This is a genomic window from Pseudoduganella sp. R-43 (genome assembly GCF_049913255.1).
GTDB lineage: Bacteria > Pseudomonadota > Gammaproteobacteria > Burkholderiales > Burkholderiaceae_D > Rugamonas.
The window spans coordinates 4,781,723-4,799,566 of record NZ_CP183988.1; the positions used below are offsets into that span (position 1 = coordinate 4,781,723).

A 17,844-nucleotide genomic window follows, 5' to 3' on the forward strand; every position below is an offset into this window, starting at 1 on the left:
GAGTATGGGGCAAGCCGACAAACGAATCCGCATCATGCTGGTCGATGACCACAAGACCCTGCTATGGGGCCTGGGCAAGCTGATCGAAAGCGAAGCGCTGAACATGCTGGTGGTCGGCACCGCGCGCGACTGCGACAGCGCGCTGGCCATGGCGCCCGAAGTGCTGCCCGACGTGATCCTGCTGGACATCGACCTGGGCGGCACCTGTTCGCTGGACATCATGCCGCGCCTGCTGGCCGGCTGCAACGGCGCGCGCGTGCTGGTGCTGTCGGGCACGCGCGACCGCGAGTTGCTCGATCGCGCCGTGATGCTGGGCGCACGCGGCGTAGTCAGCAAGGACGAGCCGGCCGAGGTGGTCCTGAAAGCCATCGAGAAAGTCCACGGCGGCGAGCTGTGGCTCGATGGCATCATGCTCAGCCGCGTGTTCGAAGCCATGCGCAATCCGCAATCGACACGACGGCAAGATCCCGAACTGGACAAGATCGCCCAGCTCACTGCCAAGGAAAGACGCATTTGCAGCTTAATCGCAACAGGTGGTGGTGCGGTTAACAAGGCTTTGGCGCAACAGTTGTTTATTTCCGAGCACACTTTGCGCAACCATTTGACCGCCATCTACCACAAGCTGGGCGTGTCAAACCGCCTGGACCTTTACGTGTTTGCCACCAAGCACAGGCTCGACCAGGCCGACCTGTAGCGCCTCCTCGCCCCCCGCCCACTACCGGCAGGGGTGCCGAAAATATTTCCTCCAATATATCTTCGTTGAACCGGGACAAATGTCCCGATTCCTGCTGGAAAAAAAGGACTTCTGTCACGCATAGAAAAGGACAGATGTTTGATGGAAGTCAAAACGCATGCGCCTAAAGTGAACTCATCAGCACGGCAGACATGTCGGCTGAGACTAGAACCAGGCAAGGCCAACACAACCATGTCCGGAGTACAGAATGCGTAACCGACTCATGCCGCCACGAATCGCAAGCTTCATCGCCGAGGAAGACGGCCGGGCCTTTTACGAATATGTGCTTGTAGCCTCACTGACAGTTGTCGTCGGCATCATTGTGCTTCTAGCGCTTGGAAAAGGCAGGTGAAGCGGGCTTGTTCCGTGAAGCTGCAAACACTTTGGTGCAGTTATTAAACGTCCTGAAAGGAATCATCATGAAAGCCATCCAAAAATTCATCCGCGACGAACAAGGCGTGACCGCAATCGAATACGGCCTGATCGCTGCCCTGATCGCTGTCGTGATCATCGCTGCCGTCAAGCTGATCGGCACCCAGCTGGATAAGACCTTCGACAAGATCGGCACGGCGCTGACCACCGCCAACGGCTAAATCTTGCGCCTGCGTCCGGCCAGGCATTCCCCCGCCTCGCCGGACGACTTTCTTACCTGGAGGTCGATCGTGAAAGAACAATTCCTACGCTTCCTCCGCAACGACACAGGCGTCTCGGCAATCGAGTACGCATTGCTGGCCGGCTTGATCGCAGTGGTCATCGTCGTCAGCGTCGGCAAGGCCGGCACCCAGCTCCTCGCATTGTTCACCTTCGTCAAATCACAAGTCCTGTTGGCCACATCATGAGCGCTGTCCTTACCCCACGCATCGCGACCCGCCCCAGCCTGCCACGCGCCCTGCTGCGCGAGCACGGCCTGCTGCTTGCCATCGTCGGCGTGGAGCTGGCGGCCGCCCTCGCGCTGTGCGCCGCCTACCCGGCCAAATACCGCCACAACCTGCAGCTGGAAGGCTATCTCGCGACCCTGGCGATGGGCCTGGTGTTTGCACTGTGCGGCTATACGATCTACGTCATGATCTTCAAGCGCCCCGAGCACCTGGTGCGCTACCTGAAACAACACCTGGCCGCCTACCTGACGCGCGAACGCCTGCTGTTTTCGGCGCCGGTGCTGGCCATGTTCCCCCTGTTTGCCGCCAGCTTCACCGTGCTGAAAGCCGCCGTGCCGCTGGTGCAGCCCTATGCCTGGGATGCCCGCATGGCCGCCGCCGACGCCTGGCTGCATGGCGGCGTGCAGCCCTGGCAGCTGCTGCAGCCTGTCTTCGGCCACCCGCTGATGACTGCCCTCCTGAATTTCAATTACCACCTGTGGTTCTTCATCGTGCTGTCCACCGTATACTGGCTGGCCTTCAACCTGGAACGCCGCCAGCTGCGCATGCAGTTCATGCTGAGCTTTGTGCTGAGCTGGGCCCTGCTGGGCAATATCATGGCCATGCTGTTCTCTTCCGTCGGCCCGTGCTACTACCACTTTGCGGTCGCGGGCGCCGATCCCTTCGCCGGCCTGATGCATTACCTGCGCGATGCCGACAAGGTGATCCCCGTAATGGCCCTGCAGGTGCAGGACACGCTGTGGCAAGACTACGCGCAGCATAGCGGCACCAACGCCCTCAGCATTTCCGCCATGCCCAGCATGCACGTGGCCAGTTCCGTGCTGCTGGCCCTGCTCGGCTGGCGCCTGAACCGCGCCGCCGGCATCGCCCTCACCGCGTTTGCCGTGCTGATCCAGGTCGGCTCGGTACACCTGGGCTGGCATTACGCGATCGACGGCTACGCCGGTGCGCTGGGCGCCTGGCTGATCTGGACCCTGTGCGGCAAGCTGGTGCAAAGGAGCGCGCCATGAGCTTCGATACTCGCGCCCTGCTGCCGATCGTGCTGCTGGCCTGCCTGCTGGCATGGGCCGTGGCCAGCGATGTGCGCAGCCGCCGCATCCCGAACAAGCTGGTGGTGCTGGGCTTGCTGGCCGGGCTCACGCTGCAAGCGACCGTGACGCCGGGCGCCGGCCTGTTCAGCGAACCGTTCGGTGCGCTGGGCCTGCTGAAAGCCAGTGCCGGCATGGTGCTCGGCCTGGTGCTGCTGTTGCCGATGTATGCGCTGGGCGCGATGGGCGCCGGCGACGTCAAGCTGATGGCGATGCTGGGCGCCTTCCTGGGGCCGCTCGACATCCTGGGCGCCGGCCTGTCCAGCGTGCTGGCCGGCGGCGTGCTGGCCCTGCTGGTGGCCCTGTTCCAGGGCAGCCTGCGCAAGGTCAGCGGCAATGTCAAGGTGATGGTGCTGGGCAGCGTGCTGCGCGGCATGTCCGGCGGCAGCGCCCGCATCGATGCCCCGCTGGCTGCCACCGGCCAGTTGCCCTATGCCGTGGCCATCGCCGCCGGCACCGTGAGTTACCTGTTGCTGACCCGTTACTTCGGCTGGAGCCTGCTATGAACGCCACCCCCATCCTCGCCTCGCGCACCGTCAGCGTGCTGGCCACGGCCGCACTGGCCAGCGTCTGGCTGCTGTTCTCGGTGGCCCACGCGCGCGCCTTCAATGCCACCGGCGACTGGGCCTACCTGCTGTTCGTGGCCTCGGAAACCCTGGTGGCGGCGCTGTTCATGCTGCGCTCGGAGCCGGCTGCCGTGTCGCACTCCCCGCTGGACTGGGCGCTGGCCATCGCCTCCACCGGCGCCCCCTTCTTCTTCGCGCCAAGCGGCGAAGGCCTGCTGCCCGCGGCGCGCGCCCTGATCGTGGCCGGCGTGCTGCTGCAGATCTGCGGCCTGCTGTCGCTGAATCGCAGCTTCGGCCTGGTGGCCGCGCGGCGCCAGATCAAGACTACCGGACTGTACCGCTGGATCCGCCATCCGCTGTATGCCAGCTACCTGCTCAGCTATGTGGGCTATGTCCTGTCGAACAGCAGCCTCGGCAATGCCGTCACCTGCCTGCTTGCCTCCATGCTGCTGCTGGCCCGCCTGGTGCGCGAAGAACGCTTCCTGTCGCGCGACAGCGAGTATCTGTTGTACATGCGCCGCGTCAAGTACCGCATCCTGCCAATGGTGTTTTGAGAGAGGTCCGCCATGCCTGCCGATTTTGAAGAACCAAGCAAGCGCCCCTGGGCTGACGACCCGCTGCGCGTTCCCGCACCGCGCACGGTGGAAGAAACCGGGCTGCCCTTCCTGCTGCTGGTGGAGCTGGCCAGCAAGGTGCTGTACCAGCGCGGCCAGGTCAAGCTCAACGAGCTGGCCGCCCACCTGAAGCTGCCGCCATCGGTGCTGGACCCGGTGCTGGGCTTCATGCGCACGGAAAAGCTGATGGAGATGATGCGCCGCGGCGTCAGCAACACCGATGCCGACATCGTCTACAACCTGACCGATACGGGCCGCGCCCGCGCCGCCGAATTCGTGCGCCGCGACGCCTATGCCGGCGCTGCCCCCGTAACCTTTAGCGATTATGCCGAACGCGTGCGCGCCCATAGCGTGGCGCAGATGCACGTCAAGCGCGAGCACATCCGCAAAACGTTCGATGGCATTGTCGCCAGCCCTGCAGTGCTTGACCAGTTGGGCGCGGCCATGAACAGTGGCCGCGCCATCTTTATCCATGGTCCGGCCGGCAGCGGAAAAACCTACCTGGCAGAGCGCCTGAACGGCCTGCTGCAAGGGCAGATCGCCGTGCCGCATGCGCTGCTGGTCGACGGCGACATCATCCCTGTCTATGACCCGGTGCTGCATACCATTATTGAGGACACGCCGCCGCCGGGCATGCTGTTCGACCGCCGCACCCCGCGCGACCAGCGCTGGGTGCGCAGCCAGCGACCCGCCGTGATCACCGGCGGCGAGCTGACCCTGGAAGCGCTGGACTTGCGCTTCGATCCGGCCACCCGGCTGTACCAGGCGCCGCCGCACCTGAAGGCCAACGGCGGCATCTTCATCATCGACGACCTGGGGCGCCAGCGCTGCTCGCCGGTGGAACTGATGAACCGCTGGATCGTGCCGATGGACCGCCAGGTCGACTACCTGTCGCTGCAGAACGGCTACAAGTTCCCGGTGCCGTTCGACGTGGTGGTGATCTTTTCCTCCAATATGCCGCCCGATGCGCTTGCCGACGGTTCCTTCCTGCGCCGCCTGGGCTACAAGATCCATGTCGGCCCGCAGACGCCGGAACAGTACGAGACCGTGTTCCGCCAGGTGTGCCAACGCTATTCGGTGCCGTTCGAGGCCGAGACTTTCGCCTGGCTGATGCGCCAGCACCACACGCACGAACGGCCGCTGATGGCCTGTTACCCGCGCGACCTGGTTTCGCAATTGCGCGACCTGGCCGCCTATGAAGGACGCCTGCCCACGCTGGACATCGCCTCGCTTGAGTGGGCCTGGAATAACTATTTTGCCGCGGTTTGAAGCCAAGGACGCAAGGGGATAATCATGAGGAACACACGAGCAATGATCATGATGGTGGTAGCCATCGCCCTGGCCTTCGTGGCCGTTGTGGTGGCAGCGCGCTGGATCAACGCGCAGGCCAGCGGCACCACGGCCAAGGTGGCCGTGGCGCAGGTGGACATCAGCCTGGGCGCACGCATCACGCCCGACATGGTGCGCCTGGTCGACTGGCCGGCATCGGTGCAGCCGCCGGGCGCCATCAAGGACGACAAGGCGCTGGAGTCGCGCGTCACCCGCACCAGCATCATGCGCGGCGAGCCGATCCTGGAAGCCAAGCTGGCGCCGCCCGGCACCCAGGGCGGGCTGTCGGCGGTGGTGGCCGAGGGCAAGCGCGCCATGACCGTGCGGGTCAACGACGTGGTGGGCGTGGCCGGCTTCGCCCTGCCCGGCAATTACGTCGACATCCTGGTCAACACCCAGGAAGAAGGCCAGCGCACCCAGACCAAGGACCCGACCATTTCCAAGATCGTGCTGGAGCGCATCCTGGTGCTGGCGGTGGCGCAGGAATCCTCGCGCGACGAGACCAAGCCGAAAGTGGTGAATGCGGTGACGCTGGAGCTGACCCCGGAACAGGTGGAAAAACTCGACCTGGCACGCAGCGTAGGCAGCCTGTCGCTGGTGCTGCGCAACCAGGTCGACCCGAATCCCGCGCTGACCACCGGCGCCACCAAGACCACCCTGCTGGGCGCCGCAACACCCGCGCCGGCACCGAAAGCGGCGCCCGTCGCCGCCCCGGCACCGAAGCCCGTGCCGGTGCGCAAAGTGGCCACCGTGCCGCCACCGGGCGTGCATGTGGAAATGATCAAAGGCCTGGACCGCAGCAGCCAACAATTCTGATACGGAGCTACTCATGAAAAGGATAAGCACCGCTGTACCGAGCATCCTGGGCGCCCTGTTGGCCCTGCCCGCCCTGCCCACGCCTGCCGCCGCCCAGGTGGGCGCCGAAGCAGCCGTCGTGGCGCAGCAGCCCAAAATGAAGGCCAAGGGCGGCGCCATGCCCGGCAAGAAGGCGGAAGCCGCGCTGCCGGCTGCGCTGCCGGAAGGCCGCACCGAACTGGCGCCGGCCATGCAGCTGGCCGAAGGCAAGTCCAGCATCGTGCGCCTGCAGCATCCTGCAGCACGGGTGGCGGTGGGCGACGCCCGCGTGGCCGACGTGATCCTGCTCAATCCGCGCGAAGTATACATGCTGGGCCGCACCGTCGGCACCACCAACCTGATCGTGTGGCAGAAGACCGGCGACACCGTGATTGCCGACCTGACCGTCAGCGCCGACACGGCCACCCTGCAGGCGGGCATCGACAAGCTGACCGGCCAGGCCGGCATGGTCAAGGTGACCGCGGCCGCCGACTCCCTCATGCTGAGCGGCACCGTACCGGACGTGGTGATGGCCGAGCATGTGCTGCAGATGGCCAACGCCTTCGTCACGCGCCAGCGCCCGACCAGCAGCGGCGGCCCGGGCAGCGGCGCCTCGGCGCCGGCCGGCGCCAGCACGCAGGCCATCGCGCCAGTCGAAGGCAGCCTGTCGCTCAAGATCATCAATATGCTGACCGTCGCCGCGCCGCAGCAGGTGATGCTGGAAGTGAAGGTGGCCGAAGTGTCCAAGACCCTGGTCGACCAGCTGGGCGCCAGCATCGGTCTCAATCACACCATCGGCAACTGGACCTATACCCTGCTGTCCAACCTGTTGAGCGGCAACCCTTCGCTGGCCAATGCCTTCAAGAGCACCAACGGCAACTCCTTCACCATCGATGCGCAAAAGCGCGACGGGCTGGTGAAGATGCTGGCCGAGCCGAACCTGATGGCCATCAGCGGCCAGGAAGCCAGCTTCCTGGCCGGCGGCAAGATCTTCATCCCGGTGGCCTCCACCCCGGACGGCGGCGGCTTTACCCGCATCACGCTGGAAGAGAAGGAATTCGGCGTGGCGGTGCGCTTCACCCCGACCGTGCTGGGTGACGGCCGCATCAACCTGAAGGTGGCGCCCGAAGTCTCGGAATTGAACAAGGAAGGCGTGGGCATTTCGGCGGCCGGCGTCAACGGCACCGCCATCCTGCCTTCGTTCACCACGCGGCGCGCCGCCACCACGGTGCAGCTGTTCGACGGCCAGAGCTTCGCCATCGGCGGCTTGATCAAGAACAACTCGACCAACAACATCAAGGCCGTGCCGGGCCTGGGCGAAATCCCGGTGCTGGGCGCCCTGTTCCGTTCCAACGATTTCCAGACCGACCGCACCGAGCTGGTGTTCGTCATCACGCCGCGCCTGGTCAAGCCGCTGCCGCCCGACCTGGCCAATGCCCTGCCCACCTCCAACGTGACCGATCCGAGCCGCGCCCAGCGCATCTTCACCGGCCAGATGGAAGGCACCCCGCCGCAAGACAAAACCCAGAAGCAGCCTGGCAAGCAAGCCGGCGGTTTCGACCTGAACTAGGAGGCCAGCATGAAATCGTCATTCCTGCGCTGCACCGGCACTGCCCTGCTGCCTTTGAGCCTGGCGGCCTGCATGTCGACCACGCCCTACGTCGACCAGCACCTGGGCGAAGCCGCCACCGACCTGCGCCAGGCGCAGATCATGAACCCCGCCGCCGAGCGCAACATGGCGGTGCCCCTGGGGCTGGACGGCCCGGCCGCCAAGGCCGGCTACGACCAGTACGTGAAATCGTTCAAGGCGCCGGAAAAGAACGCCAATTCCTTCCTGATCGGCGTCGGCCGCTAGGAGACAGCCATGGTCCAGCGCATTCCCAAGCACCACCAGCAGCGCGGCGCCGTGGCCGTGATGACTGGCCTGCTGCTGATGCTCGTCCTGATCCCCGTGGCAGGCCTGGTGCTGGACCTTGGCCACTTATACATCGTCAAGACCGAGCTGCAGAACCTGGCCGATGCCTCGGCCCTGGCTGCCGGCAAGGACCTCGACAACTCGGACGCGGGCCTGAACAAGGCCGTCGCTTCCGGCAAGGCGCTGGCGCTGAAGAACCGCTACAACTTCGGCAGCACGCTGACGCTGCAGGACGCCAACTTCCGCTTTGCCGCCAGTCCGGACGGCCCCTGGTACACCCTGGCGCAAAGCCTGGGCAACGCCACCGGTCGCACGTTCGTGGAGGTCGACACCCGGGATGGCGGCAACGGCGGCACTGCGCAGTCGATCAATACCTGGCTGATGCGCATTGCCGGCGACAACAGCACCTCGACCTACGGCTGGGCGGTGGCGGGGCGCTACGTCAACACCGTCACCCCGGTCGGCGTCTGCGCCATCGACCCGACCCGCCGCACGGCCAACTACAGCTACGGCAGCTTCACTGAAATCGTCGAATACGGCTTCCGCCGCGGCATGTCGTACAACGTGTTCGAACTGGGCTCCCTGGGCGGCGCCGCCTCCGACCCGTACCAGATCAACCCGGTCAATTCGCCGCCCAACGCCTGCGTCTCGTCCAACTCGTCGACCAATGTCACCGCCCCCTTCATCTGCGTCGGAAACAGCGCCGTGGTGCCGACCGGGGTGGGCCAGGTCTACACCAATACCGGCGTGTCGGGGACGCTGGAAAAAGCGTTCAACTCGCGCTTCAACGATTATTCCGGCGGCTCGCAGTGCGACCCGGCCACCGCGCCGCCCGACATCAACGTCAAGGAATACCTGCCCGGCTCCGGCGAAGCACCGGCTGGATGGCAAGACGCCGGCAGCACCAACCTGCCCAGCCAGCAATCGGTCACGACCGACGGCACCCCGCAGCTGCCGAAGTACACGCTGCCCTTTGAGGCCACCACCAATATCTGGCCCAGCACGCCCAGCACCCGCGTCCCGACGCAGGCCAGCTATGCGGAACACGGCGTGCTGTGGTCCTACACGCCGGCGGTCCAGTCCGACGGTACGACGGCCGTTACGCCAGCCGAGGCCAATGGCACCAGCGCAACCAGCAAGATGTACGGCACGGGCGCCACCACCAACTATATCGACCCCGCCAATTACCCGACCACGGTCGGCGCCGGCTTCACCTCGCAGTTTGCGGCGCCGTATAACCAGGCCAGCGGCCCGACCTTCCTGGCCCCGGCCGGCCGCACCGGCGTGGAGAACCGCCGCATCCTGAACATCGTGCTGATCGACTGCCGCACCCCGCCGGTGGGCAGCGGCGCCTGCGGCGTCATGAACGTGGTCGGCATCGGCAAGTTCTTCATGCAGAAGAAGGCCGACCTCAGCGGCTCGCCGAAGAAACTGAACGTGGAATTCACCGGCCTGGTAGAACCAGTGCCCTCGTCCGAAGTCAAACTGTACAAGTGATCACCATGCGCCTTCCACCATTACGCAAGCAATCCGGCGCCGCCCTGGTCGAATTCGGGCTGGTGGCCAGCATCCTGTTCCTGCTGCTGGCAGGGGTGTGGGAGTTCGGCCGCGCCTTCGCCTATTACGATGCGCTCAGCAAGGGTACCCGCGACGGCGCCCGCTACATGAGCGTGGCGAAAAAAGCCAACATCAACTCGAGCGCCGTCGGCACTGCCAAGAGCATCGTGGTGGCCGCCGCCAACGCGGCCAAGGTACCCGGCTTCGCCAGCAGCAACGTGGTGGTCACTTGCCTGGATGCCTCCTACAACGACAGCTCCTGCATTGACGGCACCGCGCCCGGCGGCGTACGCGTCGAGATCACCGGCTACGCTGTCAACATCGGCCAGACCATTCCGCTGATCGGCAATGCGGTGCGCACCATCAACCTGACCCCGCGCACCACCATGCGCTACATGCAGTGAGGATGCCATGAAGAACCGGGCCTGCCGTCCCAGCCTGAAGCGCCAGAGCGGCGCCGCGATCGTGGAATTTGCCATCATCGGCGGCCTGCTGCTGGCCTTCATCTATGCCATCTTCGAGTTCGGCCGCATGATGTTCGTCTACAACACCATGCAGGAAATCAGCCGCCGCGGCGCACGCGAGGCAGCCGTGCGCTGGATGAGCGATGCCGACCAGACCGACATCAGGAAGTATGCGGTGTTCGGTGCCACGAGGCTCCCTGGCAGCATGGAAATCACTGATGAAAATGTCAAAATCCGCTACCTGCAGGCAAATGGCGTCGATCCGGTCATCAACCCGCCAGCGGATGCGGGCGACAATATGGCCGCCTGCAACGATGTGCTGCGCACTGCATCTTGTGTCATGTACGTCGAAGTCAAAGTCAAGGATGTCGTATTTACCCCGCTGATTTTCAAGCCCGGATCGGTCACCGTTTCCAAGCCGGCCAACACCATGCCGGAAGCCACCACTGTCGTCTACGCCGAAAGCCTCGGCTTCACCAACTGAGCGATGCCATGAAGATCACCGCCATCTCCAGCAACGATAAGCAACTGTTCGAAATCGCCCGCATCCTGCGCGAGCGCAGCCCGACCGACCAGGTCGACGTGCTGCCAGGCCTGCTCGACAAGCTGCCGCGCTTTGACGGCATGGCACCCGACCTGCTGCTGGTGGCGCAGCCGCTGCTGAACGGCGAGGACATGGACCGCCTCGAAACGCTCAGCGTGCAACACCCCGACATGGCCATCATCGTGGCCTGCACCCAGCAGACGCCCGACTTCCTGATGCAGGCCATGCGCGCCGGCGTGCGAGAAGTGCTGCCCGCGCCGATCGACGGCGCCGCGCTGCAGGCGGCGGTGCGCCGGCTGGACGAAAAGCGCAATTTCAGCGCCCGTTCGCTGGGCAAGGTGCTGGCGTTCATCTCCTGCAAGGGCGGCAGCGGGGCCACCTTCCTGGCCGCCAACCTCGGCTACGCCCTGGCTGCCGCCGAAGGCAAGAAAGTAGCGCTGTTCGACCTCAACCTGCAGTTCGGCGACGCCTCGCTGTTCGTCTCCGACCAGCGCCCGGCCGCCAGCGTGGCCAGCGTGGCGCAGCAGATGCACCGCCTGGATGCCACCCTGCTGTTCTCCAGCATGGTGCAGGTGACGCCGAACTTCCACGTGCTGGCGGCGCCGGAAGACCCGACCCAGGCCAATGACGTGCATCCCGAGCATATCGACGCCCTGCTGCGGCTGGCGCGCCAGCATTACGATTTCGTCCTGCTCGACATCGGGCGCAGCCTGGACGCCGTCTCGGTGCGCGCCCTCGACCAGGCCGACATGATCTTCCCCATCCTGCAGGCCACGCTGCCGTATATCCGCGACGGCAAGCGGCTGCTGCAGGTATTCCGTTCGCTTGACTATCGGAAGGACAAAATCCACCTGATCGTCAACCGCCATTCGAACAACGGCGACATCCGCCTGCGCGATTGCGAGCAAGCCTACGGCATGGAAATGTTCCGCACCATCCCGAACCACTACGAAGCTGCCGCCGCCTCGGTCAACCAGGGCGTGCCGATCCTGCAGCTGCAGCGCGCCAGCCCGATTTCCAAGGCTTTGCAGGACCTGGCGCGTACCCTGGCCGGCGACAGCAGTACCGAGTCGCGCGGCTGGCTGTCCCGAATCCTCCAGCGCGCATAGCGCCCCCAGACCAGCCCATGGAGCCGATCATGCAGATCCCAGCCCAGAACCTCCGCAATCGCCTTGGCGCCGCGCCAGCCAACGGCAACGTCGCCGCCCTGCGCACTTCCGAGGCAATCGACAACCGCGCCTACCAGCAGCTCAAGCACCGCATCCACCAGACCCTGCTCGACCGGGTCGACCTGGAGAGCATGCAGCGCCTGACCCAGGACCAGATCCGCGACGAGCTGAAGATCCTGGTCGAGCGCCTGCTCGAAGAGAACATGGTGGTGATCAACGACAGCGAGCGGCGCAACCTGACGCGCGACATCCAGTACGAGGTGCTGGGCTTCGGGCCGCTGGAGCCGCTGCTGGCCGACCCCAATGTGTCCGACATCCTGGTCAACGGGGCGCGCCAGGTGTACGTGGAGCGCAAAGGCTGTCTGGAACTGACTTCGGTCACCTTCAACGATGATGCGCACCTGATGAAGATCATCGACAAGATCGTGTCGCGCGTGGGACGCCGCATCGACGAATCGAGCCCGATGGTCGACGCCCGCCTGCCGGACGGTTCGCGCGTCAACGCCATCATCCCGCCGCTGGCCATCGACGGCCCGGTGCTCTCGATCCGCCGCTTCTCGGCCGATCCGCTGGGCATGGCGGAGCTGATCAGCTTCAACTCGATGACCGAGGCCATGGCCACCATCCTGCAGGCGCTGGGCAAGAGCAAGGTGAACATCCTGATCTCGGGCGGCACCGGCTCCGGCAAGACCACCATGCTGAACGCCATTTCCGGCTATATCAGCCACAGCGAGCGCATCGTGACCATCGAAGATGCGGCCGAACTGCAGCTGCAGCAGCCGCATATCGTGCGTCTGGAAACGCGTCCGCCGAACATTGAGAACAAGGGCGAGGTAACGCAGCGCGCCCTGGTGCGCAATGCGCTGCGCATGCGCCCCGACCGCATCATCCTGGGCGAGGTGCGCGGCGCCGAAGCGCTGGACATGCTGCAGGCCATGAATACCGGCCATGAAGGCTCGATGGCCACCATCCACGCCAACACGCCGCGCGATGCACTGACCCGGCTGGAAAACATGATCAGCATGGGCGCCGCCGGCCTGCCGGTGAAGGCCATGCGCCAGCAGATCTCTTCCGCCATCGGCGTGGTGGTGCAGGTGGCGCGCCTGACCGACGGCAAGCGCAAGCTGATGTCGATCCAGGAAATCACCGGCATGGAAGGCGAAATGATCACCATGCAGGAGATCTTCTGCTTCAAGCAGACCAGCGTCGGCACCGACGGCTCGGTGCAAGGCTACTTCAGCGCCACCGGCGTGCGGCCGCGCTTCGGCGAACGGCTGCGCACCTTCGGCGTCACCCTGGCCGACGACATGTTCGACCCCACCGTGCAAAAGAGGATGTAAGCCATGGACTACCTCTATTACGCCACCGGCATCCTGGTCTTCCTGGCCGTGGTGCTGCTGATCGAAGGCATGTACCTGACCTGGAATTCGGCCAAGGGGCCGGAAGCGGAACGGGTGGCGCGCCGCTTGCGCATGATGTCGGCCGGCGCCCATGCCGGCGGCGAAAGCGCTTCCATGATCAAAAAGCGCCTGCTCAGCGAAAGCCCGGTATTCCAGCGCCTGCTGCTGCAGATGCCGCGCGTCAGCCAGCTGGACCGCCTGCTGGAGCAGTCGGGCATGTCGTGGACGGTGTCGGACCTGATCGTGCTGTCGCTGATCTGCCCCGTGCTGGTAGGCGGCGCGGCACTGTTCCTGCGGGTGCCGCTGCTGCTAGTGCTGCCGCTGATGCTGGTCTCGCTCAGCTTCCCCCTGCTGCTGGTGCTGCGCGCCAAGGGCAAGCGGCTGGCCAAGGTGGACCAGCAACTGCCCGACGCGCTGGACCTGATCGGCCGAGCCCTTCGCGCCGGCCATGCCTTCCCGACCGCCATGAAGATGGTGGGCGACGAAATGAACGCGCCGATCGCCGACGAATTCAAGGCAACCTTCGACGAGGTCAATTTCGGCATCTCGATGAACGATGCGCTGATGAACCTGGCCACGCGCGTGCCCAGTACCGACCTGCGCTACTTCGTCATCGCCGTGATGATCCAGCGCGAGACGGGCGGCAACCTGGCCGAACTGCTCGACAACATCAGCAGGATCGTGCGCGAGCGCATCAAGCTGCTGGGCCAGATCCGCGTGCTGTCGGCCGAGGGCAAGATGTCGGCCTGGGTGCTCGGCCTGCTGCCCTTTGCCGCGGCTGGGATGATCCAGCTGACCAATCCCAGCTTCCTGGCCGTGCTGTACACCGACCCGGCCGGGCGCAAGATGGTTGCTGGCGCGATCACCATGATGATCGTTGGTGTCTTCGCGATGCGCAAGATTATCCGGATTCGTGTTTAGCGGGAGATTGACATGAGCGTCCTTCAAATGGCCTTCCTGGCCCTGGTGTTCCTGCTGGTGTTCGGCACCGCCTACGTGGTCATGCTGAGTTTCAGCGCCAACCCCGTGCACGGGCGGCTGCAGCAGGTGAGCGAGCTGCCCGGCAAATCGCGGCGGCGCGAACGCATCAACCCCAACCTGCTGGCGCGCATTGCGGCCTGGCTGGCGCCGGTGGCCAAGCTGTCCGGCGGCGAAACCGAAGAATGGGAGAAGTCGACGCTGCGCCTGCGCTTCATGAATGCGGGGCTGCGCCATGCTTCCATGGGGCCGCTGTACTTCGCCGCCAAGACGGCGCTGGCGATCATGCTGCCGCTGGCGCTCTATGCTTCGCTCGTGCTGTCCGGTTCAAAGCTGTCCGGCAATGGCCTGATGTTCTGGCTGCTGCTGGCGGCGGGCCTCGGCTACTACCTGCCGAACTTCCTGCTGCGCTGGGCCATCAGCCGCCGCCAGCTCGAAATCTTCGAATCCTTCCCCGATGCGCTGGACCTGATGACCGTGTGCGTGGAAGCGGGCCTGGCGATGGATGCCGCGCTACTGCGGGTGGCCGACGAAATCGGCATCAAGAGCCCGATCCTGGCCGATGAACTGCACCTGGTGACGCTGGAGCTGCGCGCCGGCCTGTCCAAGGAGCGCGCCCTGCGCAACCTGGCGCTGCGCACCGGCGTCGAGGATGTCGATGCGCTGGTGGCTATGCTGATCCAGGCCGAACGCTTCGGCACCAGCATCGCCGATTCGCTGCGCGTGCAGTCGGAACAACTGCGCACCCGCCGTCGCCAGCGCGCCGAAGAAGCTGCTGCAAAGATTGCCCTGAAACTGCTGTTCCCGTTGATCTTCTTCATCTTCCCATCGCTGCTGGTGGTGTTGATGGGGCCTGCGTTTATCTCGATTTACCGCGTCCTGCTGCCCACCATGGGCGGCGCCGACGCCGGCTAGAAAGGAATTGCCATGATCAAGCTCAAGCCAATCGCATTGGCCGCAATGGGTTGCGGCCTTCTCACGGCATGCAGTGCTCCTCCGGCATCGCATCAACTGGCCTTGCAGCCCGTCGTGCGCGGCGACATGCCGGGCAACCAGGCGGCAAGCTGGAACCGGCTGGCGCGCTTCCACCACGAGCGCGGCCAACTGGCTTTGGCTCTGGGTGCCTACGCGCAATCGCTTGCCCTCGATGCCAACCAGCTTGAGGCGCGCAACGCGGTGGCCGTGATCGAAGCGCAACGCGGCGACCTGGAACTGGCGCGCAAGGCCCTGGTGGCGCTGGTCAAGGACTATCCGGGCGAGGCGCAGCCGCATACCAACCTTGGCTATGTGCTGTACCTGATGGGCGATAACGCCGGTGCCGCGCAGAACCTGCGCCGGGCCATGGCGCTCGGTGCAGGGAAGAAGGCCTTCGAGAACCTGCAGATGGCCGAAGCCGCGATGGGCAAGCAGTCCGGCGCCGACGCGCCGCAGCTGGCCGCCGCCAGCGCCGCCGATGCCGACGCGCCATCGGTCGCTGCGCAGCCTGTCATCGCGCCTTCAGTGGTGGCACCGTCCGTCGCCGCTCCATCCGTCGTTGCCGAACCGGCTGCTGCGCCGTCCATCGTTGTACCCGCCGCAAGCGCACCGCCAATCGCAACGCCGATCGTGGCCGCAGCTGCCGCCGCCCCGGTTGTCCCAGCGCAAGACGCCTCCGCACCAAACATGGCATTGCTCTCCGAGGACCCCGTCGCGCCAGCGCCGGCCCAGGCGCCGCGCAAGGAAGCGCAGCCACTGGGCGTGCTGCCCGCCACCACGGCGAGCGAAATCGCCAGCCATATGGAACTGATCAAAGTCGTCGGCTACGTCTACGAGCTGAAAGCCCGCGTCGCCGCCGAGCCGGCAGCCGCGCCGGTTGCCACCGCGGCACCAACATCCGCCGCCGTGCAGGCCGCAGCCCAGGCCGACCGCGTCCGCGTGGCACGCCTGGAAGTCTCGAACGGAAACGGCGTCGCCGGCATGGCGCGCCGCTTCCGCAACCTGCTGGGCCAGATGGGCATTCCGGTCAATCGCCTGAGCAACGACAAGCCGTACAGGCAGGTTGCCACCATCATCCAGTACAGCCCAGGCTTCGAAAAGCAGGCCGCCAGCCTGCAAAAAGCCCTGCAAGGAAAGGTGCAGCTCACCAGCAAGCAGCTGGCCTCCTGCGACGTCCGCCTGTTATTGGGCAGGGACGCACAGGTGAGCATGGCAGCCGTCACGGAGGCGATCGCAGTGTCCCAAGTTGCCATGCACGACGAAAACTAGTCCGCAAGCTCGCGCTGCAGGAAACGCCAGATTTCCGGCGCCTGCAGCGCAGCGATGTTCAGCCGCATGAACTGCGACGGCAGCTGGCTCGGCGAGAACAGGCTGCCCGGCGCCAGCAGCAAGCCCTGCCCCATGGCCTTTTCGGTCAGCACATTGGTGTCGCGTCCGGCATCGACCCATACGAACATGCCCGCCGGCGGCGCGCTGGCGATGCGCATTCCCGTTTTTTCCAGCTGGCGCACGGTGCGCGCCCGCAGGCCGTCCAGGCGCGTGCGGATGCGCTCCGTGTGCTTGCGGTAGCTGCCTTCGGACAGCACTTTGTGCACGACGCGCTCGCCGATATCGCTGGTGGTCAGCGTTTGCAGCATCTTGCGATCGGCCAGGCGCAGCGCCATTTCTTCCGACGTGGCGATGAAGCCGACGCGCAAGTTGGCGGCCATGGTCTTGGAAAAGCCGCCGAGGTAAATCACGCGCTTCAGCTGGTCGAGCGCCGCCATGCGGGTGGCTGGCTGCACGCTGCTGCCCGGGTGCAGGTCGCAGTAGATATCGTCTTCCACGATGGTGATGCCGTGTTCTTCGGCGATGCGCAGGATCTGGAAGGCCTTGGCTGCCGACAGCGAAGTCGAACTGGGGTTGTGCAGCACGGAGTTGATCACATACAGCTTGGGCTTGTGGATTGCAGCCAGCTCGGCCAGTTGTGCAATATCGGGGCCGTCGGCCAGGCGCGGTATTCCCACCACCCGCGCCCCCAGCGCGGCAAAGGAGCCGAACATCAGGAACCAGGCCGGATCGTCGACAAACACGGTATCGCCGGGGCGGGTGAATTCGCGCGCCACCATGTCGATTGCCTGGGTAACGCCGGCGGTGGTGACGATCTGCTCCGGCGCGGCGCCGATTTCGAGCTCCGCCAGCTTGTGCTGCAAATGCTGGCGTAGCGGCAGGTAGCCCTGCGGCACGCCGTAATTCAAGAGGATGCTGCTGTGCTGGCGGCTGATGGCGCGCAGGGCGTTGCCGATCGCCACCCCATCCAGCCAATCTGCTGGCAGCACGCCCGTGCCGGGCATGTACTGGTGCGGCACGGTGCGGAACATATTGCGCACCAGCCAGACCACGTCGAGACCCTGCGTGCCTTCCGGCTGCGCCAGGCCCGGCTCGCGCGCGGGGGGCTGGGGCGCCTGCAGCGGAGCGCGGTCGCGGATATAGAAGCCGGCGCCGCGCCTTGATTCCAGGTAGCCGCGCGCGACCAGCTTGTCGTAGGCGCCGACCACGGTGAAGGGCGACACGCCGTGCGAGGTGGCGAACTGGCGGATGGACGGCATGCGCGCGCCGGCGCGCAGCACGCGGTCGTCGATGCGGGCGGCCACGCTGCGCACGATCTGGTCGCTGAGCGACTCGCCGCCCTCGCGGCTTAGCAGGATTGTATTGGTCATATCACCATCACAGTGCGTGAAATTATTCGAACAAGTGTATTGGTACTGTACTGGTTACTTATCCTACGATACACCCATCCCCCGCCAATATCCAGTGATTA

General features: G+C 65.3%; 19 protein-coding genes. 18 read left to right on the forward strand and 1 reads right to left on the reverse strand.

The window, feature by feature from the left end:
* Positions 1-4 precede the first annotated feature (4 nt).
* The 18 genes from ACN9M3_RS21585 (at position 5) to ACN9M3_RS21670 (ending at position 16,313) form a co-directional block, all read left to right on the forward strand.
* Positions 5-694, forward strand: a complete 690-nt coding sequence (locus ACN9M3_RS21585) for a response regulator (RefSeq protein WP_426162580.1) — start codon at positions 5-7, stop codon at positions 692-694.
* Between the two features lie 458 nt (positions 695-1,152).
* A complete protein-coding gene (locus ACN9M3_RS21590; protein WP_426162581.1) occupies positions 1,153-1,326 on the forward strand; it encodes a Flp family type IVb pilin in 174 nt (57 codons plus the stop codon).
* Between the two features lie 69 nt (positions 1,327-1,395).
* The gene (locus ACN9M3_RS21595) at positions 1,396-1,572 is read left to right on the forward strand and encodes a Flp family type IVb pilin (RefSeq protein ID WP_426162582.1); all 177 of its coding nucleotides are present in this window, start codon (positions 1,396-1,398) and stop codon (positions 1,570-1,572) included.
* Entirely contained in the window at positions 1,569-2,621 is a 1,053-nt protein-coding gene (locus ACN9M3_RS21600) for a phosphatase PAP2 family protein (RefSeq protein WP_426318577.1), read from the forward strand. The genes ACN9M3_RS21595 and ACN9M3_RS21600 overlap by 4 nt, the downstream gene beginning before the upstream one ends.
* Positions 2,618-3,205, forward strand: coding sequence for an A24 family peptidase (locus ACN9M3_RS21605; RefSeq protein WP_426318578.1), 588 nt, complete (start codon positions 2,618-2,620; stop codon positions 3,203-3,205). Before ACN9M3_RS21600 ends, ACN9M3_RS21605 begins: the two co-directional genes overlap by 4 nt.
* Positions 3,202-3,819, forward strand: a complete 618-nt coding sequence (locus tag ACN9M3_RS21610; RefSeq protein ID WP_426318579.1) for a methyltransferase family protein — start codon at positions 3,202-3,204, stop codon at positions 3,817-3,819. Before ACN9M3_RS21605 ends, ACN9M3_RS21610 begins: the two co-directional genes overlap by 4 nt.
* A gap of 12 nt (positions 3,820-3,831) precedes the next feature.
* Positions 3,832-5,148 carry an ATP-binding protein gene (locus ACN9M3_RS21615; RefSeq protein ID WP_426162587.1) on the forward strand — a complete coding sequence of 439 codons (1,317 nt, stop codon included), beginning with the start codon at positions 3,832-3,834 and terminating at the stop codon, positions 5,146-5,148.
* Between the two features lie 24 nt (positions 5,149-5,172).
* Positions 5,173-6,024: a Flp pilus assembly protein CpaB gene (gene cpaB, locus ACN9M3_RS21620; protein ID WP_426162588.1), complete on the forward strand. Its 852-nt coding sequence runs from the start codon at positions 5,173-5,175 to the stop codon at positions 6,022-6,024.
* A gap of 13 nt (positions 6,025-6,037) precedes the next feature.
* Complete coding sequence (locus ACN9M3_RS21625) at positions 6,038-7,612, forward strand: type II and III secretion system protein family protein (protein WP_426318580.1); 1,575 nt, start codon at positions 6,038-6,040, stop codon at positions 7,610-7,612.
* Positions 7,613-7,621: 9 nt separating this feature from the next.
* Positions 7,622-7,897, forward strand: coding sequence for a hypothetical protein (locus ACN9M3_RS21630; protein ID WP_426162590.1), 276 nt, complete (start codon positions 7,622-7,624; stop codon positions 7,895-7,897).
* 9 nt (positions 7,898-7,906) lie between these two features.
* Entirely contained in the window at positions 7,907-9,454 is a 1,548-nt protein-coding gene (locus tag ACN9M3_RS21635) for a pilus assembly protein TadG-related protein (protein ID WP_426318581.1), read from the forward strand.
* Between the two features lie 5 nt (positions 9,455-9,459).
* Positions 9,460-9,918, forward strand: coding sequence for a TadE/TadG family type IV pilus assembly protein (locus ACN9M3_RS21640; RefSeq protein WP_426162592.1), 459 nt, complete (start codon positions 9,460-9,462; stop codon positions 9,916-9,918).
* A 7-nt stretch (positions 9,919-9,925) separates the two neighbouring features.
* Positions 9,926-10,462 (forward strand): TadE/TadG family type IV pilus assembly protein, encoded by a 537-nt coding sequence (locus ACN9M3_RS21645; protein WP_426162593.1) that lies wholly within the window; start codon positions 9,926-9,928, stop codon positions 10,460-10,462.
* An 8-nt stretch (positions 10,463-10,470) separates the two neighbouring features.
* Positions 10,471-11,631, forward strand: a complete 1,161-nt coding sequence (locus ACN9M3_RS21650; RefSeq protein ID WP_426162595.1) for an AAA family ATPase — start codon at positions 10,471-10,473, stop codon at positions 11,629-11,631.
* A gap of 29 nt (positions 11,632-11,660) precedes the next feature.
* Entirely contained in the window at positions 11,661-13,031 is a 1,371-nt protein-coding gene (locus ACN9M3_RS21655) for a CpaF family protein (RefSeq protein WP_426162596.1), read from the forward strand.
* A 3-nt stretch (positions 13,032-13,034) separates the two neighbouring features.
* Complete coding sequence (locus ACN9M3_RS21660) at positions 13,035-14,012, forward strand: type II secretion system F family protein (RefSeq protein ID WP_426162597.1); 978 nt, start codon at positions 13,035-13,037, stop codon at positions 14,010-14,012.
* 12 nt (positions 14,013-14,024) lie between these two features.
* Positions 14,025-14,984: a type II secretion system F family protein gene (locus ACN9M3_RS21665; RefSeq protein ID WP_426162598.1), complete on the forward strand. Its 960-nt coding sequence runs from the start codon at positions 14,025-14,027 to the stop codon at positions 14,982-14,984.
* A gap of 12 nt (positions 14,985-14,996) precedes the next feature.
* Positions 14,997-16,313, forward strand: coding sequence for a LytR C-terminal domain-containing protein (locus tag ACN9M3_RS21670; RefSeq protein WP_426162599.1), 1,317 nt, complete (start codon positions 14,997-14,999; stop codon positions 16,311-16,313).
* Here ACN9M3_RS21670 and ACN9M3_RS21675 read toward each other — a convergent pair.
* Positions 16,310-17,743: a PLP-dependent aminotransferase family protein gene (locus ACN9M3_RS21675; RefSeq protein WP_426318582.1), complete on the reverse strand. Its 1,434-nt coding sequence runs from the start codon at positions 17,741-17,743 to the stop codon at positions 16,310-16,312. The two genes, ACN9M3_RS21670 and ACN9M3_RS21675, sit on opposite strands and share 4 nt — an antisense overlap.
* Between the last annotated feature and the right edge of the window lie 101 nt (positions 17,744-17,844).

Excerpts from the sequence above, each read along its gene's own strand:
- ACN9M3_RS21585 (WP_426162580.1), top strand. The coding sequence starts at position 5 with ATGGGGCAAGCCGACAAACGAATCCGCATCATGCTGGTCGATGACCAC.
- ACN9M3_RS21590 (WP_426162581.1), top strand. The coding sequence starts at position 1,153 with ATGAAAGCCATCCAAAAATTCATCCGCGACGAACAAGGCGTGACCGCA.
- ACN9M3_RS21600 (WP_426318577.1), top strand. The coding sequence starts at position 1,569 with ATGAGCGCTGTCCTTACCCCACGCATCGCGACCCGCCCCAGCCTGCCA.
- ACN9M3_RS21605 (WP_426318578.1), top strand. The coding sequence starts at position 2,618 with ATGAGCTTCGATACTCGCGCCCTGCTGCCGATCGTGCTGCTGGCCTGC.
- ACN9M3_RS21610 (WP_426318579.1), top strand. The coding sequence starts at position 3,202 with ATGAACGCCACCCCCATCCTCGCCTCGCGCACCGTCAGCGTGCTGGCC.
- ACN9M3_RS21615 (WP_426162587.1), top strand. The coding sequence starts at position 3,832 with ATGCCTGCCGATTTTGAAGAACCAAGCAAGCGCCCCTGGGCTGACGAC.
- cpaB (WP_426162588.1), top strand. The coding sequence starts at position 5,173 with ATGAGGAACACACGAGCAATGATCATGATGGTGGTAGCCATCGCCCTG.
- ACN9M3_RS21625 (WP_426318580.1), top strand. The coding sequence starts at position 6,038 with ATGAAAAGGATAAGCACCGCTGTACCGAGCATCCTGGGCGCCCTGTTG.
- ACN9M3_RS21630 (WP_426162590.1), top strand. The coding sequence starts at position 7,622 with ATGAAATCGTCATTCCTGCGCTGCACCGGCACTGCCCTGCTGCCTTTG.
- ACN9M3_RS21635 (WP_426318581.1), top strand. The coding sequence starts at position 7,907 with ATGGTCCAGCGCATTCCCAAGCACCACCAGCAGCGCGGCGCCGTGGCC.
- ACN9M3_RS21640 (WP_426162592.1), top strand. The coding sequence starts at position 9,460 with ATGCGCCTTCCACCATTACGCAAGCAATCCGGCGCCGCCCTGGTCGAA.
- ACN9M3_RS21645 (WP_426162593.1), top strand. The coding sequence starts at position 9,926 with ATGAAGAACCGGGCCTGCCGTCCCAGCCTGAAGCGCCAGAGCGGCGCC.
- ACN9M3_RS21650 (WP_426162595.1), top strand. The coding sequence starts at position 10,471 with ATGAAGATCACCGCCATCTCCAGCAACGATAAGCAACTGTTCGAAATC.
- ACN9M3_RS21655 (WP_426162596.1), top strand. The coding sequence starts at position 11,661 with ATGCAGATCCCAGCCCAGAACCTCCGCAATCGCCTTGGCGCCGCGCCA.
- ACN9M3_RS21660 (WP_426162597.1), top strand. The coding sequence starts at position 13,035 with ATGGACTACCTCTATTACGCCACCGGCATCCTGGTCTTCCTGGCCGTG.
- ACN9M3_RS21665 (WP_426162598.1), top strand. The coding sequence starts at position 14,025 with ATGAGCGTCCTTCAAATGGCCTTCCTGGCCCTGGTGTTCCTGCTGGTG.
- ACN9M3_RS21670 (WP_426162599.1), top strand. The coding sequence starts at position 14,997 with ATGATCAAGCTCAAGCCAATCGCATTGGCCGCAATGGGTTGCGGCCTT.
- ACN9M3_RS21675 (WP_426318582.1), bottom strand. The coding sequence starts at position 17,743 with ATGACCAATACAATCCTGCTAAGCCGCGAGGGCGGCGAGTCGCTCAGC.